The organism is Pseudactinotalea sp. Z1739, from assembly GCF_049725055.1.
GTDB lineage: Bacteria > Actinomycetota > Actinomycetes > Actinomycetales > Beutenbergiaceae > CALKWS01.
Genome location: NZ_JBMPQA010000016.1, coordinates 83,588 through 100,146, shown reverse-complemented (window position 1 = coordinate 100,146; position 16,559 = coordinate 83,588). Strand labels below are relative to the sequence as shown.

The following is a 16,559-nucleotide window of genomic DNA, read 5'->3' as shown; positions in this document are numbered from 1 at the left end:
GCGTACTTGTCGTGGCTGTAGTGGATGATGTTGAGTGCCTCGACGTAGGTTTCAGCCACCCAACCGAGCATGGCGTCGAACTTCGCCCAGACCTCCTCGTAGTCCAGTGGTCCGGTCCCGGCCACCGGTTCGAAGCCGGGCACCACCAACTGACCGGACCTCTCGTCCCGGCCGCCGTTCAGCGCGTACAGCAACGTCTTGCCGATATTCATCCGGGCCCCGAAGAACTGCATCTGCCGGCCGATGCGCATCGCCGAGACACAGCACGCGATCGCCGCGTCGTCACCGAAATGCTCTCGCACGTGGTCATCGCAGATGTACTGCAGCGAGGATGTCTCCACGCTGATCGCTGCGGCGAAGTCCTTGTAGGCCGACGGCAGCGACTCGTCCCACAGCACCGTGATGTTCGGCTCCGGTGCCGGGCCCAGGTTGCGCAACGTTTGCAGCAGCCGGAAGGAGGTGCGGGTGACCATGGTCCGCGTGTCCTCACCCAGCCCGCCGTCGGTCCAAGTGGCCCAGTAGGGGTCTCCGGAGAAGACCTGATCGTAGGCTTTCGTGCGCAGGAACCGTACGATCCGCAACTTGATCACCAGGGCATCGATGAGTTCCTGGGCCTGGCTCTCGGTCAGCACCCCTTCGGCGAGGTCACGTTCGATGTAGATGTCGAAGAACCCGGAGAGCCGACCGAAACTCATCGCGGCACCGTCCTGGGACTTGATCGCCCCCAGGTAGGCCAGGTACGTCCACTGCACCGCCTCCCGGGCATCGGCCGCCGGGCGGGTCAGATCGAACCCGTACTGGGTGCCCAGCGTGATCAGTTTACGGAGGGCCTTGATCTGCTCGGCGTGCTCCTCTCGGGACCGGGCCCACTCCTCGGAGAATCCATCTCCGGCCCGATCCGCTAGCGCCTGGGTCTTCTGCGCGATCAGCGCATCGACGCCGTACAGGGCCACCCGCCGGTAATCACCGATGATCCGGCCGCGCCCGTAGGCGTCCGGCAGCCCGGTGATCAGGTGCGCCGAACGCGCCGAGCGGATCCGTGGGGTGTACATGTCGAACACCGCGTCGTTGTGGGTCTTGCGGTACTTGGTGAAGATCTCCTTGATCCGCTCATCAACCTCGCCGCCGGCCTCACCGATCGCGGTCTCCACCATCCGCCAGCCGCCGGCCGGCATCATCGCGCGCTTCAGTGGGACATCGGTCTGCAGCCCGACGATGACGTCATCGTCGGCGCTGATGTACCCGGGAGCGAACGCGTCGATGTCTGCAGGGGTGGTGGTGTCCACCGCATAGACCCGCCGCTCTCGCTCCACGGACAGGTAGTCGCGCTCCAGGGTCTCCCATAGGTCACTGGTCTTGGTGGTGGGACCGGCCAGGAACTCCGGCCCGTCGTGGTACGGCTGGTAGTTGCGTGCGATGAAGTCGCGCACGTTGATCGTCCGTGTCCACGGCCCCTCGGCGAACCCACGCCACGCGGGCTGGAGATCGGGCTGGACGTCGAAGGTCGTCATGGTGTCACATCCCAAAGTGGTCGTATGCCTCCAGGCTACGGGCAACGGAGAGCAAAGGCCTGGGACTAACGGCCCGCGACAACCGCGCCCGACGCAAACAGCCGATGGGGCACGAAATTCCCCACGGGGTACGGCTTGTGTGCCAGCGACCCGTTCTCCGTGCAGTCTGCGAAGCCGAGCACCCGCGTCGTTGTAACTAGAAGGTTCGTCTTCGGTGGATTCATACGGGTGGCATAAGTTGGATCGCGCCCGGGTAGCACACCGTTGCGTGGGACAAGCCCCGTTGCCTGATTCCTTTACATCGCTGGAGAAAACACGCCGGACGCTCCGGAGATTGGTTTCGATCGCCGCCGAATTCACGGTAGAACCCCGATGTCAGCGTGTTGCCAGGTTTTCGTCCGAGGGGGAGAGTTATGGAACGTGGTACGAAGGGATCCCCCGTCCGCGGACAGTGCCACACGGCGCGTGTTAGTGTCTGCGTATGAATGCAGGCACTAAGTCTTGCGGGATGGACCCGTCATCGGAGTACGTCGACCTGGCGGCTGAGGTGCTGGGCATCCTGTCCGACCCGACGAGAATCAGGATCGTGCTCGCGCTGCGGCAGGCTGAGGAGCTCCCGGTGAACGCGCTGGCCGAACTGGTGGGTAAGAAGCCGTCCGGGGTCTCCCAGCACCTCGCCAGGCTGCGGATGGCGCGGATGGTCACGACCCGTCAGGAGGGCACGAGCGTGCTCTACCGCCTCACCGATGAGCATGCCGTGGCACTGGTGGTCGAGGCGATCAAGCAGGCCGAGCACGCCGTGGCGAACGGACAGATCCCGCCGCACCATCACCCGCCCCCGCAGTAGGGCTGTCGCATTGTTCATTCTCGACCTGTTAGGCCCGACCTCATGATCGCCGTCCTGCGGAACCCGACCTACGCGAAGTTGTTCAGCGCGCAGGTCATCGCACTGCTCGGCACGGGCCTGCTCACCGTTGCGCTCGGGCTGCTCGCCTTCGACATCGCCGGCGGTGACGCCGGGATCGTGATGGGGGTAGCAATGACGATCAAGATGGTCGCCTACGTCGCCGTCTCGCCCATCGCTACGGCACTGACCGCGCGTCTGCCCCGCAAAGCACTGCTCATCGGGGCCGACCTGATCCGGGCCGCGGTCGCCGTATCTCTTCCGTTCGTGACGGAGGCCTGGCAGATCTACATCCTGATCTTTCTGCTCCAGTCGGCGTCGGCGACGTTCACTCCAGCGTTTCAGGCCGTCATCCCCTCGGTGCTGCCCGATGAGGGGGAGTACACTCGCGCGCTTTCGCTGTCACGGCTGGCCTACGACCTGGAATCACTCGTGAGTCCGATGCTCGCCGCCCTCCTGCTCACAGTCATCAGTTACCACAACCTCTTCGTCGGAACCGTGCTCGGGTTCCTCGCCTCGGCGGCCCTGGTGATCGCCTCCCGCTTCCCGCACATCGAAGCACCGCCACCCTCGCCGTTCTTCGAGCGCCTCACCCGGGGTGCGCGCGCCTTCTGGGCCAGCGGCGAACTGCGGGGCCTGATGGGGCTAAACCTCGTCGTCGCGACCACCACCGCGATGGTGATTGTCAACACCGTCGTCCTCGTCCAGGGCGATCTGGGCCGCTCCCAAGCCGATGTCGCCCTGATGCTCGGCGCTTACGGCGGGGGTTCGATGCTTGTCGCCCTCGGGATGCCCAAACTCCTCGACACCCTGCCTGACCAACGGGTCATGCTCACTGGCGGTATCGCCCTGCCGCTCATTCTGCTCACCGGGGCGGGGGTGATCGCGTGGATGGACGGCACTGCGCAGTGGCTCGCGCTACTGACGGTGTGGGTACTGCTCGGGGCCGCGACCTCGGCCATCCTCACCCCCTCCGCGCGGCTGCTGCGCCGCAATAGCACCGAGCAGACCCGGCCCGCGGTGTTCGCCGCGCAGTTCTCTTTATCCCACGCCTGCTTCCTTATCACCTACCCCCTGGCAGGCATCCTTGGCGCGAGCATCGGCATGCCCGCGATCGCCCTCGTTCTGGGCGTCATAGGCGTTCTCGGAACCGTCTTGGCTGTCGTGGCGTGGGTACGCGCATCGCGCCCCGCGAATCGGGTCTCCAAGCAGCACGACTCGGTCGGGCTTGGATGAACTGAGGCTGGCTTGGTCACGATCGACCTGAGTAGGGTTACGGCTCGCCCACGCCTGTGTCAGGTGCACCGGGATGGGGTCAACAACGCGCCCTGGCGCGGATCGTGATCTCGAGGGCCCAATGCGTTGGAACTGCCGTGATGCTGGATTCGCAGCCGTTTCGAGACGCTCGTGGTGCCGCGCTGAAGAGTTCAGTCGCCAACGCGTTGGTGAGGAGTCCAGTGAGGGTGCTGAGAACTGTGCGGGTGGTGCCCACGAGCCCTCCTTCTAGGACTTGACGAGTCGGGAAATCGCTTGCGAGGCCTCTTTGATCTTCTCTTCGGCCTCGGTTCCGCCGGCCTTGGCCGCACCGACGACGCAGTGCTTGAGGTGGTCTTCCAGCAAGCCGAGCGCCACGTTTTCCAGGGCGGAGGTTGCGGCGCTGACCTGGGTCAGGATGTCGATGCAGTAGATCTCTTCGTCGACCATTCGGTGGATGCCGCGGACTTGCCCTTCGATGCGCTTGAGACGGGCGAGGTAGCGGTGCTTGTCGCTGATGTAGCCGTGACCAGGTTCTTCTCGGGACTGCGGTGAGGTTGCTGTGGTAGTCATCTCTGCTCCTGATGAGTCTTTGCACTGGTGTTGGTGGCCGATCGTTCGGCCGGGGCCTGGTCGAGGAACTTGGCGGTGCTGACAGCCGGCTCCAGGTCCAAGCGGCGTAGCAGTTGGGCATTGAGCGCCACCACGACGGTGGACGCAGACATCAAGATGGCACCGACGCTCATCGGCAGCACGAACCCGATCGGTGCGAGTACACCAGCGGCCAGGGGGACTGCGGCGAGGTTGTAGCCCGCAGCCCACCACAGGTTCTGCTTCATCTTGCGATAACTGGCTCGGGACAGGTCGATCACTGAAAGCACAGAACGGGGATCGGAGGAGGCCAGGATCACCCCTGCGGACCCGATCGCCACATCGGTCCCGGCACCGATCGCGATGCCCACGTCTGCTTGAGCCAGTGCAGGGGCATCATTGACACCGTCCCCGACCATCGCCACCTTACGGCCCTCGCTCTGCAGTTCCTCGACCTTCGCTGCCTTGTCTTCCGGTCGCACACCTGCAAAGACCCGGTCGATGCCTAGTTCAGCGGCCACCGTATCGGCAACCGCCTGGGCGTCCCCGGTGATCATCACCACCTGAGCACCTGCAGCGTGCAGCGCATCGACAGCATCACGGGACTCCGGGCGGATCTCATCATCAAGGCGCAGTGCCCCGATGATTTCCCCGTCGGCTATCACGTGCAGGATGATGGCACCCTCGGCTCGCCAGTCCTCTACGACAGCCAGTTCGCTCAGGCTGTGCTGGTCCAGCAAGTACGGGCCTCCCACCTCGATGGCAGCGCCCTCGACGGTGGCCTTAACTCCGACTGCCGGAGAGGAGGAGAAGTCCTGGGCACTGGCAAGGTGCAGGTCGCGGTCGCGTGCGGCGCCCACGATCGCCTTGGCCAAGGGATGCTCACTTGCGTACTCTGCGGCCGCTGCCAGTGCCAGCACCTCATCTGCACTGCGCTGCCCGACCGGTTCGACGCCGGAGACCGTGGGCTCTCCCTTGGTCAGGGTCCCGGTCTTGTCGAACAGAACGGAATCCACTGTCCGCATCGACTCAAGCGCGAGCCGGTCCTTCACCAGCACCCCACCGCGTGCGGCACGCTCGGTGGCGATCGAGACCACCAGCGGAATCGCCAGACCCAGAGCGTGCGGGCAGGCGATCACCAGCACGGTGATGGTCCGGACCACCGCAGCATCCGGCACGCCCAGCAAAGACCACACGATCGCAGTGATCAGGCCCGCACCGAGGGCGAACCAGAAAAGCCAACCCGCGGCCGTATCGGCGATGCGCTGCGCCCGCGAAGAGGAGGACTGGGCATCGGAAACCAGTTTCTGGATCCCTGCCAGGGTGGTGTCATCGCCAATGGCGGTGACCTCTACCTGCAGGCCGGAATCGGTAGCGACGGTGCCGGCAATCACCTGGTCACCGTTATCACGACGCACCGCCTTGGACTCACCGGTGATCATCGACTCGTCCATACTGGCCGAACCGTCCACGATCCTGCCATCAGCCGGCACCGACGATCCGGGCCGCACGATCACCACATCGCCGAGCACCAAGTCGCCCGGTGCCACCTTGACGATGTCATCACCCTGAAGCTTCTCGGCCTCATCGGGCAGCAGCGCAGCCAAGGAATCCAGCGCCGAGGTGGTCTGGGCCAGCGACCGCATCTCGATCCAGTGGCCCAACAGCATGATGACCACCAGCAGCGCCAGTTCCCACCAGAAGTTCAGTTCGTGGTCCAGAAGGCCAAGGCTTGCACCTAAGGAGGCAATGAACGCCACCGTGATGGCTAACCCGATCAACAACATCATCCCAGGCTGGCGGGCGCGGATCTCTGAGACCGCGCCGGTCAGGAACGGCTGACCACCCCAGACATAGATGATCGTGCCCAGCACCGGGGAGACCCACCACACCCACGCGGCATCGGGCAGCTGGTAGCCGAGCAAGTCGGCGAACATGTGGTTGAAGCCCACGACCGGCACCGCCAGCAGGAGCATGATCCAGAACAGCCGCCGGAACTGCCCGACATGGTCACCGTGATCGCCGTGGCCGTGCCCCGCGTGCCCGCCATGTGCTTCATGACCAGCGTGGTGCTCACCTTCGTGCCCGTGACCTTCGTGGCCCTCGTGGTCGTGACCGCCGTGGTGTTCATGCCCGGTATGCCCATCGTGGGTATTCTCGTGCTGGTGGTGAGCCTCATGCTGGTGGTCGTGACCGGGATTGGCCCGGTGGTTGTGGTGATCGGGCTGCCCCTCGTGCTGGGCGTGCGCATTGTGCTGGTTGCTCATACCGGTCTCATTCCTCCTCTTCGATGCACGGCTGGCACCTCATCACAGAGCGCTACTGGCTCTGTGCGGGGCCCGCTCGGGCATCGGGGTCGATCTCGCTCTCGACGGCCCATTTGTGGTTGGTCCTCGTCATTCCGTCAGCTTCATGGTTGACGACGTAGCCGGTCTCCTCGGTTGATGATGCGATCGTGGCCGTCACTCCCTCCACGCCTTCCATGTGGTCAGCCGTCCACCTCACTTCGCTGCCCACCGGGTATTCGGGGTCGGCGGGCTCGGTCATGCCCTCGGGCACCGGCCCGCCGTCTGCCAGGTGGTCCATATCCTCGTGAGGGTCGGTGTCCTCATCACCGTGATCACCGCCGTGGTCCGGTGTTCTTCGAATACCGAGGAATCGGGGCCGATCTGTCACCTCGGCAAGCCCGGAATCGCTCATACTGATTGTTCAAGCCGCGTTCGCGTACCGGTCGGGATCGGCGTCGAATAGCGGCCCGCAGGCGTCACAGCACAACCAATACCGCTGGCCCTGGTAGTCGCGGTAGAGCCCTGCCTCTTCGGCTTGTGACTTGATCACCGGGGTCCCGGGCATCACTAGACATTCGGTAACATCGTCACCCTGCGCTGCGGCGAGGTCTTCGGTCTTGGGCGCGTGTCCGCTGCAGCCGCCAGAAGTATCCCCGTGGCTGTGGTCGCCGTGGTTGTGGGCGTGGTGGTCGTGTGCAGTCATCTTCTGTGTTCCCTTCTCTGGTGTCGACGACGATGCGTCAGGTGTTCACCGGCTCGCGTGCCGGTGCGGTTTCGGAGGCGTCCGGGGTGGTGTGCTGGTCGGCTTTGGCCTTGAACCTGCGCAGCCGTAGGCTGTTGGTGACCACGGACACGCTGGAGAAGGCCATGGCCGCGCCGGCGAGCATCGGGTTGAGCAGTCCGAAGGCGGCGATCGGGATCGCGGTGGTGTTGTACCCGAAGGCCCAGAACAGGTTCTGCTTGATCGTGCGTAGCGTCCTGCGTGCCAGGCGGATCGCATCCGCGGCAGCTCGCAGGTCTCCGCGCACGAGGGTGATGTCGGCGGCTTCGATCGCGACGTCAGTCCCGGTGCCCATCGCCAGACCGAGGTCAGCCTGCGCCAGAGCCGGGGCGTCGTTCACCCCGTCACCGACCATCGCCACGACCTTGCCCTCGTCCTGCAAGCGGGCGACGACGTCGACCTTGTCCTTGGGCAACACCTCGGCGATGACCTGGTCGATGCCGACCTCGGAGGCGACCTGCTCGGCCACGGTCTGGTTGTCCCCGGTCAGCAGCACCGGAGTCAAACCCAACTCCTTGAACTGAGAGATGGCCTCAGCGCTGGTGGGCTTGATCTGGTCGGAGACGACCAGCACACCCCGGGCGGCACCGTCCCAGCCGACGGCGATCGCGGTCTTGCCCTCGGCCTCTGCGGCCTGCTTGGCGGCCTTGAGGTGCTCGTCGAGGTACATCGACCAGTCATTCAGCAGCGTCTCGCGGCCGGCGAGCACCGCGTGACCATCGACCACGCCCTGGACACCCTTGCCCTCGATGTTCTCGAAGGACTCCGGGGTTGGCAGTTCGCCCACCTGCGCGGTGGCTCCGGCGGCGATGGCCCGGGCGATGGGATGCTCGGAGTAGTCCTCCAGGCCGCCGGCGATACGCAGCAGGTCCTCGCGGTCCACCCCGTCGGCGGTGATCGTCTCGGTCAGGGTCATCTTGCCGGTGGTGACGGTGCCGGTCTTGTCCAGCACGATGGTGTCGACCTTTCGGGTGGACTCCAGCACCTCCGGGCCCTTGATGAGCACGCCCATCTGCGCGCCACGCCCGGTGCCGACCAGCAGCGCGGTCGGTGTCGCCAGGCCCAGGGCGCAGGGGCAGGCGATGATCAGCACCGCGACCGTGGCGGTGAAGGCGGCGCTGACCGGGAACCCGGCCCCGAGCCAGGCACCCAGGGCGGCGATCGCGACCGCAATGGCCACGGGCACGAATACCGACGAGACCCGGTCGGCCAGCCGTTGGATCTCGGCCTTGCCGGACTGGGCGTCCTCGACCATCTTGGCCATCTGCGCCAACTGAGTGTCCGAACCCACCCGGGTGGCCTTGACCACGAGGCGGCCACCAGCATTGACCGTGGCCCCTGTCACCGGGTCACCCACTGTGACCTCCACCGGCACGGACTCGCCGGTCAGCATCGAAGCATCAATTGCGGAGTTACCCGAGGTGATCACCCCGTCGGTGGCGATCTTCTCACCGGGACGGACCACGAACTCGTCGCCTTCGGAGAGCTCATCGATAGAGACCCGCTCCTCCTGCCCGTTTCGCAGGATGGAGACTTCTTTCGCCCCGAGTTCCATCAGGGCACGCAGGGCTGCCCCAGCTTGACGCTTGGAGCGCTTCTCGAAATAGCGGCCCAGTAGGATGAAGGTGATCACCCCGGCCCCGACCTCCAGGTAGATGTGCCCGAGGCCATCGGAGCGGGAGATCGTGAATTCGAAGGGGTGCACCACGCCTGGCTGCCCGGCGGTGCCGAAGAACAGGGCGATGATCGACCAGATCAACGCGGCGGTCGTGCCCACCGAGATCAGGGTGTCCATGGTGGCCGCCCCGTGCTTAAGGTTGGCCCAGGCGGCCTTGTGGAAGGGCCAGCCCGCCCACACCACCACCGGTGTGGCCAGGACCAGGGAGGCGAAGCCCCAGTAGTCGAACTGCAACGCCGGGATCATCGCCATCGCGATGACCGGCACCGACAGGACCGCCGCGCCGATCAGGCGCTGCTTGAGCACCCTGATCTCAGCATCCTCGGACGATTCGCTCTCATCACCAGAGGCGCTGGAGTTGTCCTTGGCAGAGGGTGGGAGTTCGGCGGTGTAGCCGGTCTTCTCCACCTCGGCGATCAGCAACTGGGGGTCATAGCCGGCAGGAGCGGTGACGGTTGCCTTCTCGGTCGCGTAGTTCACGCTCGCATGGACCCCGTCGAGTTTGTTGAGTTTCTTCTCGACTCGGTTCGCGCACGAGGCGCAGGTCATGCCACCGATCTTCAACTCAACGCCGGTGAGATTCACTTCGGTGCTGGTGTGCTCAGTGGTCATGGTCGGCTCCTTCCTCGCCGGTGTCCGAGTCGCCGCTGTCGGTGTTATTGCCAGTGGTATCGCCGGTGGTGGTGTCGATCACCAGGGCGGCGGTGTAGACTTGCCCGTCGACCTGGAAGTCCAGGTACAGCAGGTACCGGCCCGCGGTGGGCGCGGTGGCCTCGAAGACGATCTCCGGACCCGATGTCTCACCGGCCTCGGGAGCATCCCCGTGCGGGTGGACATGCAGGTAGGCCAGATCCCCATCACGCAGGGCCACCAGGTGCCCGAAGGCACCCAGGTAGGGCTCCAGTTCAGTGACGGGTTCACCTTCGCGGGTGATCGTCATGGTCAGGTCGGAGGCCCTCCCGGCAACAAGGTCGCCCTCGACGGCCACATCGAAACCGTCCACCGCGGCCTCGGTGACCGGGTGATCGGCCGGTGCCGGGTCGTAGTCACCGGCAACCTGCACCGCGGTCGACAGGGTCATGCCCTCGCCGGTCTGGGCCGGTACGAAGTCGGCGAAGATCCGGTAGGTGCCGGCGGCGGCCCATTCCCAAGGGATCGACCAGGTGCCGGCTTCGTCACGTTTGGGGTGCACGTGGCGGAAATGCTGCCCGTCAGCGCGGACGACGATCAGGTGCATCTCTTGCTCGTGCTCGAGTTCGAAGTCGGTCACTGGCTGTCCGTCGGGTCCGGTCAGCGCGAAGGTCAGTTCGTCCTCGGTGCCGGTATGGTCGGGTGTGCCCACCTCCGTGAGTTGGTAGCCGTCCTGGGCTAGGCCGAGGCCAAGAGAGGCTGCGTCAGCCCCATGAGCTTCGTGCCCGCCGCTGTTCATCTCATCGTCTCCTTGTCCATGATGGTCTTCTGGTGTCTCTTCGACCCAGGCCTGCACGGTGTCCTCGGGGATGACGGCGTTCGCCGTGAATCCAGCCACGGCGAACACGACCACGAGGACCAGCCCGTACAGGCCCAGCCGTGCAGGGGCCTTCATGCTCAGTTTCTGACGGCGGTGTAGCCGGCCTCGTCAACGGCGGCGATCACCGCGGCATCTTCGACGGGCTGCTCGGCGGTCACCGCCAGACGCCCGGTTTGGGCACTGACCTCGATCCCGGTCACCCCGGCGATCTCGGAAACCTCGGCGCCGATCGCGGTCTCGCAGTGCCCGCAACTCATCCCGGTCACCTGGTACTCGGTCGTGGTTGCCATAGTATGTAGCTCCTTCATCTGTGTACGGGTCGTTCGAGATTATACCTATAGGGGGTATGGGTCAACTGGTGCTGATCTCCTCGGCCTGCTGTGCCTCTCCCGTGGGGCGGACGTGGCGCAGGCGGGTGGCCGCGATGGTTGCCGCCACGGCGGCGATGACGGCGGAGACGATCGCGGCGGTGTTCAGTCCGCCGGTGAAGGCTTCCTGCGCGGCTGCGATGAGCTGCTCGCCCAGCGAGCCGGGCAACTCAGTTGCGGTGGCCATGGCCCCGTCGACGCTGTCCGATGCCACCGCGGCAGCATCGGCGGGCAGGCCATCGGGCAGAAGCCCGCCGATCTGACCCCGGTAAGCGGCGATACCAACGCTACCGATCACCGCGACACCGAGTGAGATGCCCAGATCATTCGCCGTGGTCGCAAGCCCGGAAGCGCCACCGGCCTTCTCCGGCGGCACGGAACTGACCACCAGGTCCGTGGTGAGCGCCATCGAGGGGGCCACGCCGGGGTAGGTGATCACGAAACTCGCGATCACCAGCGCCAGCCCGGTGCTGGCGTCGAGTTGGGTGAATAGGATGTAACCGACCACCTGGGTCAACAGGCCAATCGCGATCACATTGCCGGGCCGGAACTTGCGAGCGAAGACCGGCGAGAGCGTGGCGACCACGATCAGCACCGCCGCCGCCGGCAGAATCGAGAGCCCTGCCTGCAGGGGTGAGAGTTCCTGGACCTGCTGGAGGTACTGCGTGAACAGTGAGTACACCCCACCCAGCGCCGCCGCGGACAGCAAGAACACCGCCAGCGCTCCGCTCACGGTGGGGTTGGCGAACAGCCGCACATCCAGCAGGGGCTTCTCGGCCCGCAGCTGACGGATGACGAACCACAACCCGACCAGGGCACCTGCGACCAACAGGGCGACCGAAGGGCCGGCAGGCTCCTGGGCGGCGAAGCGCTTGATGCCGTAGATGATCGCCAGCAGACCGCCGACCAGCAGCAGGGCGCTGAACAGATCGATCCGTGCTGTGGGGTCCTTGTGCTCGGGCAGCAGCAGCGGAGCACCGATGACCACCAGCGCCATGATCGGCACCGCCACCAAGAACGTGGCCTGCCAGCCGAAGCCCTCCAATAGCAGGCCGGAAAGCAGCGGGCCAAGCGCCACACCGGCGGAGATGCCGCCGGCCCACACTCCGATGGCGACGCCGCGCTGCTTCGCATCGGCGAACAGCACGAAGATCAACCCCAGGGTGGCTGGGATCATCATGGCGGCGGCCAGTCCTAATAGCGCACGCCAGGCGATCATCAGTTCCGGACTGGTCGTGAGTGCGGCCGCGATCGAGGTGCCCGCGAAGAGGATCGCGCCGATCACCATCAACCGACGCTTACCGATCCGGTCTCCGAGCACGCCCATGGCGACCAGGAACCCGGCCATGACGAACCCGTAGATGTCCAGAATCCACAGCAGTTGCGTGCTCGTTGGATTCAAATCGGCGGCCATGTTCGGCGCTGCCAGGAACAGGATCGTCAGCATCATGAACAGCAGCGTCGAGGGTGTGACCAGCACGGCCAGCCCCCACCACTGCTTCGCTCCCGCCGTGGGAGCCGGTGCTTCGGTCTGGTTCATGATCGCTCAACTCCTGCGCGTGTCGTGATTGTCGTTCTCATGGCTCTCGTGCTCCTTCCTTGCCTGTCTCGAGCGACCTGTCGGCTCACCCACACGCAAACTCATACATGCGCGTACGACTTGTAACGGGTAGACTATCTCATACATTCCTGTCTGAGATAAAAGGTGGAGCAATGGTGACGAAGAAGACCACCACGAATCGTGAGCGCCCGCCGACCGGTGCCGGCAGGCGTGGCGCGGCGAACCAGCGGGCTGATGCCCTGCGCAACCGAGCCAAGATCCTGGCCGGTACCGTCACCGCGATTCGGAAGAACCCCGATGCTTCGGTCGCTGATATCGCCGCCGAGGCCGGCGTGGGCCGTCAGACCCTCTACGGGCACTTCCAGAACCGTGCCGAACTGATTGAGGCCGCCCTGGTGGAGAGTCTCGAACGCGCCGAGGACGTGCTCAGCGAGGTGCCGCTCGACGGGGATGCCCGCGAGGCGTTTCAGCGGCTGGTGACCTCCAGCTGGGTGTTCGTCGACCAATCCCGCGCGTTGCTGGCCACGGCCCAGAAGGAGTTGTCCGCGGCCCGTATCCGTGAACTGCACGAGAAGTCCGAGGCCCGTATGCGCGGCCTACTGCTGCGCGGCCAGGACGAGGGTGCCTTCCGCGCCGACCTGCCCGTGTCGTGGCTGCTGACCACCACCCACGTCGTGCTCAATGGTGCCGCCGAGGAAGTACGCACCGGAAGACTCAGCCCCGACGACGCCCCCTGGTTCATTGGCGCGATCCTGCTGCCCGCCTTCACCAACGCCCAGCCGCAGGAACCGCGATGAGGCCGCAAACTATTGGCATCATCGGAGCGGGCGCGGCAGGAGCCGCTGCCGCAAAGTCCCTGCAAGCCGCCGTACCTGAAGCGCAGATTGACTTGCTCACCCGCACCGGGGAGCAACCGTTCAACCGCACCCTGGTCAACAAGGGGGTGGCCATCGGTCTGCTCACACCCGAGCAGAGCGCACTGCCGAAGACCGGCGCAACTCTGGTGGCCGACACCGTGCGTGGTATCGACCCGCGCACCCGCCAGGTCGACCTCTCCTCCGGCGACAGCCGCACCTACGACGGTCTCATCGTCACCACCGGCAGTAGGCCGCGCACCCTGGGCGAGAATGTCCTTGGGCGCGACGAGGCCATGGCCACCGGCAGGCTCACCACCCTGCATTCGCTCGCCGATGCCGCCGGTGTCCGCGACCAGATCGCCGCGCTCCACAGTTCGGCCCGTGTCCTGATCCTCGGCGGTGGACTGCTCGCGGCAGAGACCGCCTCACTGCTGAGCACCGCCGGGCACGAAGTCGCACTGATTAGCCGCTCAACTCTGCCTGGCTCCTCAACCTTCGGTGAGCACATCGCCGGTGAACTCCTGGAACTGCATCGCGCTCGGGGCGCTACCTACCTGGGCGCCACCATCCAAGCCGTGCGCACCCACCCCGACCACATCACCATCGTTCTCGACAGTGGCGAGCGGGTCGAAGGCGATCTGGCGATCATCGCCCACGGCACCCTCCCGACAGCCCCCTCACCCTGGAACAGACCAGAAGGAATACCGGTCGACGACCAGCTCCGCCTGCGCGAAGCACCAGGGCAGCGTATCTACGCCGCCGGCGGCGTCGCCCTCCACGAGCACCCCAGCCTCGGCACCTACCGGATTGACCACTGGGACGATGCCGCAGCCCAAGGCACCCACGCCGCACGCACCCTGCTGCACGACCACGGCCTCGGTGACGCCCCCGGTGTCTATCGGCCGTTCTCGACGTTTACCTCCAGCATTTACGGACACATCCTCGCCGGAGCCGGCCACACTGGCCTTGGCACCACAACACGACTGGCTTCCACCGACCCGGTGCTAGTCATCCACGAACACGAGGGCGCCCCGGTCGCGGCCACAGGACTCGACGCCGTCGCGCTCGTCCGCGAGTGGGCACCCCGCCTGCACCAGCCACCCGAACCCACAACCCCGTAGTGCCCGCCTGAGTCAGACACGAGCGCAGACCTATGCCTCAACAGTCCACCACCCGAACCGTCACCACGATCATCGCGGTCCTGTTAGCAGCGCTGCTCACCGCCAGCTGCTCCACCGGCGCCGCCTCGGCCACCACCGACATCGCCGAGAGCTGGCTTGCCGAGTATGAGCTCAACGGGCTCGACGGGCGAGAGATCACCGAGCACCTCGATGCGATCCGCCTCGAGGGTCTGATCGCCTCGGTCGAACCCGATTCGCTCGTGCCCTTCGACGGCGAGGGGAACGAATCCTCGATCCCGCTGCCCGAGGACGAGTTCTACCTCTCCCTCGCCCCGTATCTGCAGCAGGCCCATGACTGCCACTTCCACAGCCTCACCACCCTGCAACTCACCTGACGAAGCCAAGGAGGACAGCCGCATCATGCCCAACACACACACCGCATCAGACCTGCTGGTCAAAGCTCTCGAGAACGAAGGCGTCGAGCGCATCTTCGGAATACCGGGCGAAGAGAACCTCGACCTCCTCGAAGCGATCCGCCGCTCTGGTATCGAACTGATACTGACCCGCCACGAGCAGGCAGCCGCCTTCATGGCCGCCACCCACGGACGCCTGACCGGCCGTCCCGGGGTGTGCCTGACCACCCTCGGCCCAGGAGCGCTCAACCTCTCCACCGGCGCGGCATACGCGCTGCTCGGTGCGATGCCTATGGTCATGATCACCGGGCAAAAGAGCATCCTCACCGCCGCGCAGGCACGGTTCCAGATCGTCGACACGATCGCCGCGATGACACCCGTGACCAAGATGACCAAGCAGATAATCTCGCCTCCCACCATCCCCACCGTGATCCGAGAGGCCTTCCGAGTCGCACAGGCCGAACGACCCGGCCCGGTCCACCTCGAACTTCCCGAGGATCTCGCCGCCGCCACCGCACCTCAGGTCGATCTCATCCCGCCCACCCCTGCGACTCTTCCCGTCGCCAGCCTCGACGTGATCGCCGCAGCCGCGGACGTGATCTCGGGCGCCAGGCGCCCCTTGATCATGCTCGGTGCTGCCGCCGCCAGGCCACGATGCACCCACGCCCTGTCGGAGTTCGTTGCGCGCATGCGGATCCCGTTCTTCACCACGCAGATGGGTAAGGGCACCGTCTCCGGGTGCACCGACCTCTACCTGGGCACCGCGGCCCTGACCGAGGGCGACTACCTGCACGAGGCCATCGACCAGGCCGACGTGATCATCACCATCGGCCACGACACCGTCGAAAAACCCCCGTTCACCATGCACTCCCGCGGGCAGACCATCGTTCATCTCGACTACCAGCCCGCCACCATCGAAGAGGTCTATGTCCCGCAGGTCGAGGTCATCGGCGACCTCCACCACACCCTGCACGCCCTCACAGACCGGCTGGATGGCAAGGTGCCCCACGCCCAAGCGCTGCTCCCGCTGCGTGAAGGCATCCTCGCGAACGTCGCCGACCGGGCGACCGAAGATCGGCTGACCCCGCAGCGCATCGTGCACGAGGTCCGTCAGGTCATGCCGGATGACGGCATCGTCGCCCTGGATAACGGGATGTACAAAATCTGGTTCGCCAGGAACTACCGCACCATCACAGCGAACACGCTTCTGCTCGACAACGCACTAGCCGCAATGGGAGCCGGACTGCCGTCTGCGATCATGGCCTCGCTCCTGCACCCGGGCCGTCGCGTGATGGCCGTCTGCGGCGATGGCGGGTTCATGATGAACAGTCAAGAACTCGAAACCGCCGTGCGGCTCGGCCTCAACCTCGTCGTCGTGATCCTCGAAGACCACGCCTACGGCATGATCCGCTGGAAGCAAGCCGTCGACGGGTTCACCGACTACGGAATGACGTTCGACAACCCAGACTTCGTCGCCTATGCACAGGCCTACAGCGCGACCGGCACCCACGTCACCGACGCTGCACAACTCGGCCCCGCCCTGGAGCACGCATTCACACAGGGCGGAGTGCAACTCCTCGCCGTGCCCGTGGACTACTCCGAGAACACCAGGGTCCTCATCGACGAACTACAGCACGAAACCGCAACCCATCAAGACACGGCCGATAGGCCTGTCCATCACACGACACGATCGTGAACCCGCACTGATCTCCTGAACCTGGC

Annotated in this window: 15 protein-coding genes; 6 read left to right on the top strand and 9 right to left on the bottom strand. The window is 65.5% G+C overall.

Annotated elements, in window-relative coordinates; all coding sequences use genetic code 11:
• A partial coding sequence (locus ACO0LV_RS17425; RefSeq protein ID WP_424789194.1) for a pyruvate formate lyase family protein occupies positions 1–1,511 on the bottom strand: 1,511 nt, incomplete at its 3' end.
• A 481-nt stretch (positions 1,512–1,992) separates the two neighbouring features.
• Here ACO0LV_RS17425 and ACO0LV_RS17420 point away from each other — a divergent pair.
• Together ACO0LV_RS17420 and ACO0LV_RS17415 are read left to right on the top strand one after the other, a co-directional pair.
• Complete coding sequence (locus ACO0LV_RS17420; protein WP_424789193.1) at positions 1,993–2,358, top strand: ArsR/SmtB family transcription factor; 366 nt, start codon at positions 1,993–1,995, stop codon at positions 2,356–2,358.
• A gap of 42 nt (positions 2,359–2,400) precedes the next feature.
• On the top strand, positions 2,401–3,651 hold the full coding sequence (locus ACO0LV_RS17415) for an MFS transporter (RefSeq protein WP_424789192.1): 1,251 nt from the start codon (positions 2,401–2,403) through the stop codon (positions 3,649–3,651).
• A gap of 267 nt (positions 3,652–3,918) precedes the next feature.
• Here the strand turns inward: ACO0LV_RS17415 and ACO0LV_RS17410 are convergent, their stop codons facing one another.
• The 8 genes from ACO0LV_RS17410 to ACO0LV_RS17375 form a co-directional block, all read right to left on the bottom strand.
• Positions 3,919–4,242 carry a metal-sensitive transcriptional regulator gene (locus ACO0LV_RS17410; protein WP_424789191.1) on the bottom strand — a complete coding sequence of 108 codons (324 nt, stop codon included), beginning with the start codon at positions 4,240–4,242 and terminating at the stop codon, positions 3,919–3,921.
• The gene (locus tag ACO0LV_RS17405) at positions 4,239–6,527 is read right to left on the bottom strand and encodes a heavy metal translocating P-type ATPase (protein WP_424789190.1); all 2,289 of its coding nucleotides are present in this window, start codon (positions 6,525–6,527) and stop codon (positions 4,239–4,241) included. Before ACO0LV_RS17405 ends, ACO0LV_RS17410 begins: the two co-directional genes overlap by 4 nt.
• A 52-nt stretch (positions 6,528–6,579) precedes the next feature.
• Positions 6,580–6,960: a DUF1541 domain-containing protein gene (locus ACO0LV_RS17400; protein ID WP_424789189.1), complete on the bottom strand. Its 381-nt coding sequence runs from the start codon at positions 6,958–6,960 to the stop codon at positions 6,580–6,582.
• Between the two features lie 9 nt (positions 6,961–6,969).
• Positions 6,970–7,251 carry a YHS domain-containing protein gene (locus tag ACO0LV_RS17395; RefSeq protein ID WP_424789188.1) on the bottom strand — a complete coding sequence of 94 codons (282 nt, stop codon included), beginning with the start codon at positions 7,249–7,251 and terminating at the stop codon, positions 6,970–6,972.
• Between the two features lie 37 nt (positions 7,252–7,288).
• Positions 7,289–9,619, bottom strand: a complete 2,331-nt coding sequence (locus ACO0LV_RS17390) for a heavy metal translocating P-type ATPase (RefSeq protein ID WP_424789187.1) — start codon at positions 9,617–9,619, stop codon at positions 7,289–7,291.
• Complete coding sequence (locus tag ACO0LV_RS17385) at positions 9,609–10,592, bottom strand: heavy-metal-associated domain-containing protein (RefSeq protein ID WP_424789186.1); 984 nt, start codon at positions 10,590–10,592, stop codon at positions 9,609–9,611. Before ACO0LV_RS17385 ends, ACO0LV_RS17390 begins: the two co-directional genes overlap by 11 nt.
• Before the next feature lie 2 nt (positions 10,593–10,594).
• A complete protein-coding gene (locus tag ACO0LV_RS17380; RefSeq protein WP_424789185.1) occupies positions 10,595–10,807 on the bottom strand; it encodes a heavy-metal-associated domain-containing protein in 213 nt (70 codons plus the stop codon).
• Between the two features lie 61 nt (positions 10,808–10,868).
• Entirely contained in the window at positions 10,869–12,425 is a 1,557-nt protein-coding gene (locus ACO0LV_RS17375) for an MFS transporter (RefSeq protein WP_424789184.1), read from the bottom strand.
• Positions 12,426–12,598: 173 nt separating this feature from the next.
• On the opposite strand from ACO0LV_RS17375, the gene ACO0LV_RS17370 reads away from it, so the two are divergent.
• Genes ACO0LV_RS17370 through ACO0LV_RS17355 form a run of 4 tightly spaced genes read left to right on the top strand, consistent with a single transcriptional unit; the run spans position 12,599 to position 16,533 of the window.
• On the top strand, positions 12,599–13,243 hold the full coding sequence (locus ACO0LV_RS17370) for a TetR/AcrR family transcriptional regulator (RefSeq protein WP_424789183.1): 645 nt from the start codon (positions 12,599–12,601) through the stop codon (positions 13,241–13,243).
• Positions 13,240–14,424, top strand: a complete 1,185-nt coding sequence (locus ACO0LV_RS17365) for an FAD-dependent oxidoreductase (RefSeq protein WP_424789182.1) — start codon at positions 13,240–13,242, stop codon at positions 14,422–14,424. Before ACO0LV_RS17370 ends, ACO0LV_RS17365 begins: the two co-directional genes overlap by 4 nt.
• A 32-nt stretch (positions 14,425–14,456) precedes the next feature.
• Positions 14,457–14,819 carry a hypothetical protein gene (locus tag ACO0LV_RS17360; protein ID WP_424789181.1) on the top strand — a complete coding sequence of 121 codons (363 nt, stop codon included), beginning with the start codon at positions 14,457–14,459 and terminating at the stop codon, positions 14,817–14,819.
• A gap of 25 nt (positions 14,820–14,844) precedes the next feature.
• The gene (locus ACO0LV_RS17355) at positions 14,845–16,533 is read left to right on the top strand and encodes an acetolactate synthase large subunit (protein ID WP_424789180.1); all 1,689 of its coding nucleotides are present in this window, start codon (positions 14,845–14,847) and stop codon (positions 16,531–16,533) included.
• Positions 16,534–16,559 lie beyond the last annotated feature (26 nt).

Coding starts and splice junctions, on each gene's coding strand:
- ACO0LV_RS17420 (WP_424789193.1), top strand. CDS start 1,993: ATGAATGCAGGCACTAAGTCTTGCGGGATGGACCCGTCATCGGAGTAC.
- ACO0LV_RS17415 (WP_424789192.1), top strand. CDS start 2,401: ATGATCGCCGTCCTGCGGAACCCGACCTACGCGAAGTTGTTCAGCGCG.
- ACO0LV_RS17410 (WP_424789191.1), bottom strand. CDS start 4,242: ATGACTACCACAGCAACCTCACCGCAGTCCCGAGAAGAACCTGGTCAC.
- ACO0LV_RS17405 (WP_424789190.1), bottom strand. CDS start 6,527: ATGAGCAACCAGCACAATGCGCACGCCCAGCACGAGGGGCAGCCCGAT.
- ACO0LV_RS17400 (WP_424789189.1), bottom strand. CDS start 6,960: ATGAGCGATTCCGGGCTTGCCGAGGTGACAGATCGGCCCCGATTCCTC.
- ACO0LV_RS17395 (WP_424789188.1), bottom strand. CDS start 7,251: ATGACTGCACACGACCACCACGCCCACAACCACGGCGACCACAGCCAC.
- ACO0LV_RS17390 (WP_424789187.1), bottom strand. CDS start 9,619: ATGACCACTGAGCACACCAGCACCGAAGTGAATCTCACCGGCGTTGAG.
- ACO0LV_RS17385 (WP_424789186.1), bottom strand. CDS start 10,592: ATGAAGGCCCCTGCACGGCTGGGCCTGTACGGGCTGGTCCTCGTGGTC.
- ACO0LV_RS17380 (WP_424789185.1), bottom strand. CDS start 10,807: ATGGCAACCACGACCGAGTACCAGGTGACCGGGATGAGTTGCGGGCAC.
- ACO0LV_RS17375 (WP_424789184.1), bottom strand. CDS start 12,425: ATGAACCAGACCGAAGCACCGGCTCCCACGGCGGGAGCGAAGCAGTGG.
- ACO0LV_RS17370 (WP_424789183.1), top strand. CDS start 12,599: ATGGTGACGAAGAAGACCACCACGAATCGTGAGCGCCCGCCGACCGGT.
- ACO0LV_RS17365 (WP_424789182.1), top strand. CDS start 13,240: ATGAGGCCGCAAACTATTGGCATCATCGGAGCGGGCGCGGCAGGAGCC.
- ACO0LV_RS17360 (WP_424789181.1), top strand. CDS start 14,457: ATGCCTCAACAGTCCACCACCCGAACCGTCACCACGATCATCGCGGTC.
- ACO0LV_RS17355 (WP_424789180.1), top strand. CDS start 14,845: ATGCCCAACACACACACCGCATCAGACCTGCTGGTCAAAGCTCTCGAG.